We start from the raw sequence: 9,341 nt of genomic DNA, 5'->3' as shown, positions 1-9,341 counted from the left end.
CCGTCACCCGCCCTGACGCAGGCTGAGGGGCCGCATGTCGGTCCACACCGTCTCGATGTGGTCCAGGCACTCCTGCTTGGCTCCGCTGAAGCCGGCCTCGTGCCACCCGGCGGGGAGGATCCGCCCCGCGGGCCAGATCGAGTACTGCTCCTCGTCGTTGCGCACGACCAGATAGGGGTGGTCGGTCATGGTTCCTGCCTTGTTCATTTACGGTCCAGCTTGGGGATGGTGGTGGCCGGGCGGGACTGCTCGGCCTCGCCGTCGGCGGCCCGCAGCCGTTCGACGACGAGCGCCAGCTCGGCCACGGTCGGGGACTCGAACAGGCTGCGCATCGGCAGCTTCACGCCGACGGCCTTGCGCAGCGAGGCGATGAGCTGCACCGCGATCAGCGAGTTGCCGCCGAGTTCGAAGAAGTCGTCGTCGATGCCGACCCGCGACACGCCGAGACCGTCGCTCCACACCCGCGCGATGGTCGCCTCCAGCTCGTTGCGCGGCGTGGCGTGGTCGTCTCCGGCCTCCGCGGACCCGGACCGCTCGTCGGCTCCGGTGTCCCCGGCGATGGTGTCGGTGGTCCGGGACCTGGCCCGTTCGGCGAGCTCGGCCACCGGCAGCGGGTTGATCACGACCTGCGGGCCCAGGCGTGCGGCCAGCACCCGGCGGAACGCCTCGGCGCCGTCCACGGGGGAGATCCCGTCGCCGGCCGGCGCGGTCGCCGCGGCGGCCCCTCCGGCCGTGCCGCCGGGGACGGCGCCGAGGTCGCCGGTGACGGCGTCGCGGTTCACCCGGCGCAGGACGAAGTCGCCGATCTCCACCAGCACCCGGCCGTCCTCGTCGAACAGCGTCAGGTCCGCCGAGACCACGTCGTCACCGCCGTCGGCGTAGCGCAGGTGGCTCCAGAACCGGGCGGGCAACGGCCCGCGCACCAGCACCCGGCCGTAGGAGAGCGGCAGGTAGCTGCCCTCCCCGCGGCCCTCGCCGAACGCGGTGGCCACATCCAGCAGCGCCGGGTGCAGCACCCAGCGCTCCAGGTCGGCCATGGCGGCCTCGGGCGCGACGATCCTGGCGAGTTCCTCGTCCGGGCCCACGTGGTGCTCGCCCAGCGCGTCCCAGCGGGGACCGAAGGTGAGCATGCTGGTGCGGCCGGTCTCGCGTACGGCCGAGCTCGGCCGGCACCGCGCCACGATCGACGGGGCGTCCACCCCGGCGGCCGGCTCGGAGCGGACCCACGCGGCCGAACCGCGCACGTGCGTGGCCGAGTGGCCCGCCGTACGGCTCACCACGCGGAACTCCACGCCGTCCGCCGAGGTGGTCAGCTCCACCCGGTACTGCGCGGTGGCCCCGTCGGGGACGGAGAACGGCTCCAGGAACGCCACGTCCCGCAGCTCCACGGCGTGGTCGGCGTCCGGAGCGGGCAGGCACGCGGCCACGGCGGCCCGCGCCGTCTCCAGGTGACCGGTGCCGGGCACCACCGGCACCTGGCCGATGCGGTGCTCGTCGAGCAGCCAGTGCGTGGTGGCCGACACCAGCCCGTGGCACTCGGCCTCCCCGTCCTGGCCGGTCACCCGGCTGGACAGGACCGGGTGGTCCACCGCTCCGGCCACCCCGCCGCGGGCGGCGCGGAACCCGTCGGGCGCCGCCACCTCCACGGCCATGCCGACCTCGGTCCAGCCGCCCCAGTTCTGCGAGACGACCGGCGCGCGCCAGCCGTGCGCGCTGCGGGCGTAGGCGTCCAGGAAGTTGTTGGCCGCGCAGTAGTCGACCTGGCCGAAACCGCCGACCACCGAGGTCACCGAGGAGCAGAGCGCCACCCAGTCCAGCGGGAGGTCGCCGAAGACCTGCGCCAGGGCGAGGGTTCCGGCGATCTTGGGGGCCAGGACGGCGGTGGCCGTCGCACGGTCCTTCACCTCGGCCATGCCGCCGCCGGGCAGACCGGCGGCGTGCACGATGCCGTCCAGGCCGCCGAACTCGGCGTCGACGCGCTCGCGCACCGCGCGCAGCTCGGCCGGGTCGGTGACGTCGGCGGCCAGCACCAGCACCTGGGCGCCGGCCTGCTCCATCCGCCGGATCGCGAGGATGGCCCGGCCCGTCCGGTCCGCGCCGCCGTGCACCGCCAGGTGGGTGTCCCACTCCTCGCGGGGCGGCAGGCCACTGCGGCTGAGCAGCGCCAGCCGGGCGCGGGCCCGCCGCGCGAAGTCCTCGGCGAGGGTGATGCCGATCCCGCCGATCCCACCGGTGATCAGGTACCGGCCCCCGTCGCGGACCACCGTGGACCCGGAGGTCTCCGCGCCCACGGGGACCTGGGCGTAGTCGGTGACCCAGCGGCGGCCGGCGCGCAGCGCCACCTCCGTCTCGTCGGCGGGCCGCAGCAGCTCGGAGACGAGGTCGGCCGTCTGCGCGGCGCCCGCCTCCGGGTCGGCGTCGATGTGGCGGACGGTCAGGCCGGGCAGTTCCAACGGGACCACCCGGGCGATGCCGGCGAGGGTGGCGTGCTCGGGGCGGAGCAGGGCGCCCTGCGCGTCTGAGGCGCCCGACGACACCACGTCGAGGTGGACTCCGTCGGTCACCCCCGCGCCGGCCAGGGCCTGGACCAGCTCCAGCAGGCTGAAGAAGCCGCGCTCCTGCGCGTCCCAGGTGGCGGCGATCGCGCCGCCGGCGGGCACGCCGTCCAGCGCCAGGGCGTGCACGATCCTGGCGGGGGCGCCGGCGGCGAGCAGCGTCTCGTGGTCGCCGGGGCCGGCCACCCGCACGGTGACGCCCCGGGCGCGCAGCTCGGCGACGAGCTCCTCCCCGCGAGGCCCGTCGGCCAGCACCAGGCAGTCGCCGAGGTCGGTCCGGCGGAGGTCCGGGGCGGCCTGGCGCCAGGTGGGCACCGCGAACCAGTCGTCCAGCGGCAGCGGGCCACGGCGCCGGACCGGCGCGGCGGCTGCGGCCTGGTCGACCGGGTCGGCGTCGATCCAGTAGCGCCGGCGCTCGAACGGGTAGGCCGGCAGCGGCACCCGGCGGGCCGCCGCGCCGAAACCGTCCGCCAGCGGCACGCCGGCGGACCACAGCGTGCCCGCCGCGTCGTAGACGGTGACGGCGTCCCCGGCCCGCTCCCCGGGGCCGGGCAGGCTGGGCAGCGGCGCGGGCGCTCCCTTGGGGAGCTGCATCCTGGCCAGTCCGGCCAGCTGCCGTCCGGGCCCGCACTCCACCAGCAGCGGCGGCGTGTCGCCGTGCGCGGCGAACAGCCCGGCGACGCAGGCGCCGAACCGGACCGGCTGCCGCAGGTGACCGGCCCAGTACGCCGGGTCCGTCGCCTGCTCGGCGGTGATGGGCTCACCGGTGACGTTGGACCAGAACGGCAGGCTCGGCGCCTGCCGCGGCACGGAGGCGACCAGCGCGGTGAACTCGTCGAGGATCGGCTCCATCATCGCCGAGTGGAACGCGTGCGACGTGCGCAGGGCCTTGCAGCCCACCTTCCGGGCCTTCAGCGTCTCGGCGAACGCCTCGATCGCGTCCGCGGGACCGGCCACCACGCAGGTGCCGGGGCCGTTGACGGTCGCCACCGACACCCCCTCCGGCAGCTGTCCGGCCAGCGCCGACTCGTCCTGCTGGACGGCGAGCATCGCGCCCGGCGGCATCGACTGCATGAGCGCGCCGCGGGCGGCGACCAGCCGTACCGCGTCGGGCAGGGTGAAGACCCCGGCGACGGTCGCGGCGACGTACTCGCCGATGGAGTGGCCGATCATCGCGGCCGGCCGTACCCCCCAGCTCTGCCAGAGCCTGGCCAGCGCGTATTCCACGGTGAACAGCGCCGGCTGGGTGTAGCGCGTCTGCCGGAGCGTCTCGTCGGCGTCGGGCGCGGTGCCGAACACCAGGTCGCGCAGGTCGAGGCCGAGGTGCTCGGTGAGCAGGCCCGCGCACTCGTCGACGGCGGCGGCGAACACCGGCTCCGTCCGGTACAGCTCCGCGCCCATGCCGGCGTGCTGCGCCCCCTGCCCGGAGAACAGGAAGGCGACCGCCGGCGGGGTGGCGCGGGACTCTCCCTTGCGGCGGCGCTTGCGGTCGCGCAGCGCGGCGACCGCGTCGGCGCGGTCGGTGGCCACCACCGCGGCCCGGTGCGGGTACTCCATCCGGCCCACCCGCAGCGTGTGGGCCACGTCGGCGAGGTCGAGGTCCTCGTTGGCCGCCAGGTGCCCGGCGAGCCGGTCCACCGCGGCGTCAAGCGCGGTGGCGGTCTTGGCGGACACCTGCAGCAGGTGGGCGGGCCGCGGCGGCAGGGGGGCCGCCCCGGCGCGCGGCGCCTCCTCCAGGACCACGTGCGCGTTGGTGCCTCCGATGCCGAAGGAGCTCACTCCGGCGCGCCGCGGCCCGCCGTCGGTCTCCCACTTGCTGAGCGTGGACGCCACGTAGAACGGGGTGTCGTCGAAGTCGATCGCCGGGTTGGGGCGTTCGTAGTTGATCGTGGGCGGGATCAGCCCGTGCTTCAGCGCGAGCACCGCCTTGATCACGCTGATGATGCCCGCGGCCTGGCTGAGGTGGCCGATGTTGGACTTCACCGAGCCGATACCGCACCAGCCGCGGTCCTGCGTGGCCCGCGTGTACACCGCGGACAGGGCGGCGACCTCGATCGGGTCGCCCATCGCGGTGCCGGTGCCGTGCGCCTCGACGTAGCCGATCGTGCGCGGGTCGATCCCGGCGAGCCCGACCGCCTGCGCGACCGCGGCGGCCTGCCCGTCGACGCTGGGCGCGGAGAAGCCGACCTTGCCGGCGCCGTCGTTGTTGATCGCGTTGCCCCGCACCACGGCGTGGATGTGGTCGCCGTCGGCGATGGCGTCCTCCAGCCGCTTGAGCACGGCGACGCCGACGCCGCTGCCCCAGACGGTGCCGTTCGCGTCGGCGTCGAAGGGCCGGCAGTGACCGTCGGGGGAGGTGAACCCCTCCACCCCGATGTATCCGGTCGCCGGCGGGTGCTCCACGTTGACGCCGCCCGCCAGGGCCATGTCGCACTCGCCGCCGCGCAGCGCCTCGCAGGCCAGGTGGAGTGCGACCAGCGACGTGGAGCAGGCGGTGTGGATGGTGAAGCTGGGCCCGCGCAGGTCCAGCCGGTAGGACACGGTGGTGGCCACGTAGTTCGGCGAATTGGCGGTGGCGAGCCCGATGCCGTGGCGGGTCTCCCACACCTTCTTGTTGCGGACCAGGTTCTCCCACAGGTACTGGTTGCCCCCGGTGCCCGCGTAGACGCCGATGGAGCCGTCGTAGCGCGCGGGGTCGGTGCCGGCGTCGTTCAGCGCGGTGTAGCAGGTCTCCAGGAACAGCCGGTGCTGCGGGTTGAGGATCTCCGCCTCCCGCGCGCTCAGGCCGAACAGCCCGGCGTCGAACTGGTCGTATCCCTCCACGTACGGCGCCTTCGACACCCAGCTCGGGTCGTCCACGTCCTCCTCGGACACGCCCCTGGCCACCTGCTCCTCGCGGGTGAAGGTGGTGATCGACTCGACGCCGTCGACCAGGTTGCGCCAGAACTCGCCGATGTCGGCCGCGCCCGGTACCCGGGCGGCCATCCCCACGATGGCGATCGGCTCGACGCCCTCGTCGGTGACGTCACTGGTCATGGTCGTTCTCCTGTCCGGTGGTGCTGTGGACGCGTCGTGTGCGCCGGTTACGGTTGCGCCGCGCTTCGGCCCGGGAGGCCGCGCGGGCGAGTTCGGAGTTGTCGTCCTGGGGTCGGTCGGCGGAGCCGCCCGCCTGGGTGTCGATGAAGGCGGCCAGGGCACGGATGTTCGGGTAGTGGAAGAGGTTCACCATGCGCAGCTCGCGGCCGAGCCGGACGCACAGGCGGGCGTGCACGGCGGCCAGCGCCAGCGAGTGGCCGCCGATGTCGAAGAAGTTGTCGTCGAACCCGACGGCGTCCCGCTCCAGGACCTCACGCCAGACCGCGGCGATCAGCTCCTCGGTGCCGGTCGACCCGGCCCCCGGGATCGCGGACGGCGCCGCCACGGGGTCGGCGACCCGCATGGCGCCCGGTGCGGCGGCAGGCGAGAGCGGCTCGGGCAGGGCGACCGCGCCCACCGGGACGGCCGGGTCGGCGGCCAGCGCGCCGACCACGTTCACGTAGTCGGCGAGCATCGCGTCGACCCTGAAGGCGTCGAACAGGTCGGGGTTGTAGACGACCTCGACGGAGAACGCGCCGGCCCGCTCCGCCACGTACACGGTCAGGTCGAACGGCGATCCCGGCTTGTCGACCTCGATCGTCTCGCTGCGCAGCCCGGGGAGGTCCAGCCGGGGCTCGGTGAGGTTCAGCACGTTGAACATCACCTGCACCAGCGGGGCGCGGGAGGTGTCCCTGCGGACGCCGAGCTCCTCGACCACCCGCTCCAGCGGTGCGGCCGGGTGCGCGGCGACGTCCAGCAGCTCGCGGGTGCACCGCCGTACGTGGTCGGCGAAGCCGGCCTGCTCGTCCGAGCGCAGCCGCAGCGGGACCATGTCGATGAAGAACCCGACCAGGTCGTCGAAGGCGGCCACCCGCCGGTCGGCGACGACCGCGCCGACCACGTGGTCGGCGGTGCCGGTGAGCCTGTGCAGCAGCCGGCCGAGCCCGGCCAGCAGCACCCCCGCCGGGGTCGCCCCGAGGTCGGCGGCGAGTGCGCGGACCGCGGCGTCGGTGCCGGGCGGCAGAGTCACGCGGGCCTCGGCGCCGCGGTAGGTCTGCACCGCCGGGCGGGGCCGGTCGCGGGGCAGGTCCAGCACGGTGGGCGCGCCGCGCAGATGCCCGGCCCACCAGGCCAGGTCCGCCTCGCCGTCGCGGCGGTCCCGCTCGGCCCGCCAGACCGCGTAGTCGGCGTACGACGCCCGCAGCGGCGGGAGGTCCGCCTCCCGGCCGGTGACGGCGGCCGTGTAGGCGGCGGACAGGTCGGTGTAGAGCGTGTCCCGCGACCAGCCGTCGAACACCGCGTGGTGCAGGGTCAGCGCCAGCACGTGCTCGTCGGGGCCCAGCACGTACAGCCACGCCCGCCAGGGGGAGCCGCCCGCCAGGTCGAACGGCGCGGACGCGCCGGCCGCCAGCCGGGTGCGCAGCTGGGCGTCCCGCTGGGCCTGGCCGTACCCGCTCAGGTCCACCACGGTCAGCGCCACGTCGGCCGGGGGCTCGCAGACGGCGTACGGCACGCCGTCCGTCTGCCGGATCCGCCAGCGCAGTACGGCGTGCCGCTCGGCGACCGCGCGCAGCGCCGCCCGCAGCGCCGGCACCTCCAGGGGGCCGCGCAGCGTCTCGGCCAGCGCGATGTTGTAGGGCGCGGCCTCGGGGGCCAGCTGGTCCAGGAACCACAGGCGGCGCTGCGGCGGGGCCAGGGTCGGCGGGTGGCCGACGGTGAGTTCCGGCCCCGGCAGCCGGCCGGCCTTGTCGAACCGCTCGGCGATCGCCGGGAGGGTACGGCCGGCGAACACGTCGTCCACCGTCACGTCCAGGCCCAGTTCGCCGCGGGCGGCGGCGACCAGCCGCATCGCCGTGATCGAGTCGCCGCCGCTCGCGAAGAAGTCGGTGCCGACGCCCAGGCGACGCCACACCGCCGCGAGCGCCCGTTCGGTGGCCGTCTCCCCTTCCGGCGAGTCGTCGGCGGGGCGTGCCGCGACGGCCAGCTCGCGCAGCTTCGCCCTGTCCACCTTGCCGGAGGCGTTGATCGGCAGTTCGGGCAGGCGCAGCACGCGTCCGGGCAGCATCGCCGAGGTCAGCCGGGAGGCGGCGTATCCCGGGTCGGCCGGGGCGTCCCGCGGGGTGAGGAAGGCGACCAGCTCCAGGCCGCCGCCGGGCCCGGGGACCGCCTCCACGGCCGCCTGCGTCACCGCCGGGTGCTCCTCCAGGACGGCCGCGATCTCGCCGAGCTCGATCCGCTGGCCGCGGACCTTGACCTGCCCGTCCCGGCGGCCCAGGTAGACGAGCTGCCCGTCGTCGGCGTACCGCACCATGTCCCCGGTCCGGTAGAGCCGCGCGCCCGGCTCGCCGGAGAACGGGTCGGGCACGAACGCCTCGGCGGTCAGCGCGGGCCTGCCCTGGTAGCCGCGGGACACGCCGGGGCCGCCGATCAGCAGCTCGCCTTCGGCGCCGGGCTCGACCTGGCGGAACCGGTCGTCGACGACGTAGCAGCGGTGGCCGGGTGTCGCGTGGCCGATCTGCACCGGTGTGGCCTGCGGCGCGACCAGCTCGCCGGTGACGGCCGACACCGTGGTCTCGGTGGGCCCGTAGATGTTGACGATCCGGCGGCCCGGCGCCGCCCACCGGTTGACCAGCTGGGCCGGCACCGCGTCGCCGCCGGACATCACCACCCGCCAGCCGGGCAGCGTGGCCGGGTCGAGCAGAGACAGCACGGCCGGGGTCGCGAACCCCCAGGTGACCCCGTGCTCGGCGATGAAACGCTGCAGCCTGGCCGGGTCGGTGCGGTCGGCGTCACCGGCCAGCTGCACCGCCCCGCCCACGGCCAGCGGTACGAACAGGTCGAGGACGGAGGCGTCGAAGCCGAGGGACGAGACCGCCAGCGCGCGGGTGGTCTCGTCGGCCCCGATGCTCGCGACGGATCCGAGGACGAAGTCGACCAGGTTGCGGTGGGTGACGAGCACGCCCTTGGGGCGGCCGGTGGAGCCGGAGGTGTACAGCACGTAGGCGAGGTTGTCCGGCGCCGCCGGACAGGCCGGCACGTCGGCCGGGTCGGCCGATCCGTCCGGGCCGGGCACGGCGACGCACCGCAGCCCCGCCTCGCCCGCCGCCTCGGCTCCCGCCCCGTCGCACACCACGACGTCCAGACCGGCGTCGGCGGCCATGTCCCGCAGCCGCAGCCGCGGGCCGGCCGGGTCCAGCGGCACGTAGCAGCCGCCGGACAGCAGCACGCCCAGGAGCGCGACCAGCAGCGCGGGCCGCCGCTCCATGCAGATCCCGACCTTGGTCTCCGGGCCGACGCCGAGCGCGCGGAGCCGGGCGGAGAGCGCCGTGGCGCGGCCGGTCAGCTCGCGATAGGTGATCTTCTCGTCCCACTGGGCGACCGCCACCGCGTCCGGCACGGCGCGGGCCCGCGCCACGATGAGATCGGCGACGGTCCCCTCCGGGAAGGACGGCTGGTCCGTCTCCGGGCGGTGGGTGAGGCCGCTCATCGCCCACCGCCCGCGGGCACGGAGTCGGTGATCTGCAGGCGCAGCTCGCTGAAGTAGCGGTTGCCGTCGTGGTCGGGGACCCAGGCCTGCTCGGGGGTGGGCAGGGCCTCGCCGATCACGACGGACACGTCGTCCCCGGCGGTGCGCAGCATGGTGCACAGGACGCCGACGTAGTGGGGGCTGGTGAGATCGAAGTAGCAGGGTTTCACTTCGGTGCCGATCTT

At 75.3% G+C, this 9,341-nt stretch carries 4 protein-coding genes; all 4 read right to left on the bottom strand.

Annotated features, from left to right (window positions below; translation table 11 throughout):
- Positions 1 to 3: 3 nt before the first annotated feature.
- A complete protein-coding gene (locus tag BM085_RS16695; RefSeq protein ID WP_231509936.1) occupies positions 4 to 207 on the bottom strand; it encodes an MbtH family protein in 204 nt (67 codons plus the stop codon).
- A complete protein-coding gene (locus tag BM085_RS16690) occupies positions 204 to 5,591 on the bottom strand; it encodes a type I polyketide synthase (RefSeq protein ID WP_093887895.1) in 5,388 nt (1,795 codons plus the stop codon). Before BM085_RS16690 ends, BM085_RS16695 begins: the two co-directional genes overlap by 4 nt.
- A complete protein-coding gene (locus BM085_RS16685; protein ID WP_093887894.1) occupies positions 5,581 to 9,117 on the bottom strand; it encodes a non-ribosomal peptide synthetase in 3,537 nt (1,178 codons plus the stop codon). Before BM085_RS16685 ends, BM085_RS16690 begins: the two co-directional genes overlap by 11 nt.
- Positions 9,114 to 9,341, bottom strand: a 228-nt coding sequence (locus BM085_RS44460) for a hypothetical protein (RefSeq protein WP_177245136.1), incomplete at its 5' end; no start/stop codon positions are given. The genes BM085_RS44460 and BM085_RS16685, both read right to left, overlap by 4 nt.

It is taken from the genome of Streptosporangium canum, assembly GCF_900113865.1.
In the GTDB taxonomy this organism is placed as follows: Bacteria; Actinomycetota; Actinomycetes; order Streptosporangiales; family Streptosporangiaceae; genus Streptosporangium; species Streptosporangium canum.
Note: the sequence above shows the minus strand (reverse complement) of the source record. Positions and strands in the feature narration are given on the sequence as shown.

Coding starts and splice junctions, on each gene's coding strand:
- BM085_RS16690 (WP_093887895.1), bottom strand. CDS start 5,591: ATGACCAGTGACGTCACCGACGAGGGCGTCGAGCCGATCGCCATCGTG.
- BM085_RS16685 (WP_093887894.1), bottom strand. CDS start 9,117: ATGAGCGGCCTCACCCACCGCCCGGAGACGGACCAGCCGTCCTTCCCG.
- BM085_RS16695 (WP_231509936.1), bottom strand. CDS start 207: ATGAACAAGGCAGGAACCATGACCGACCACCCCTATCTGGTCGTGCGC.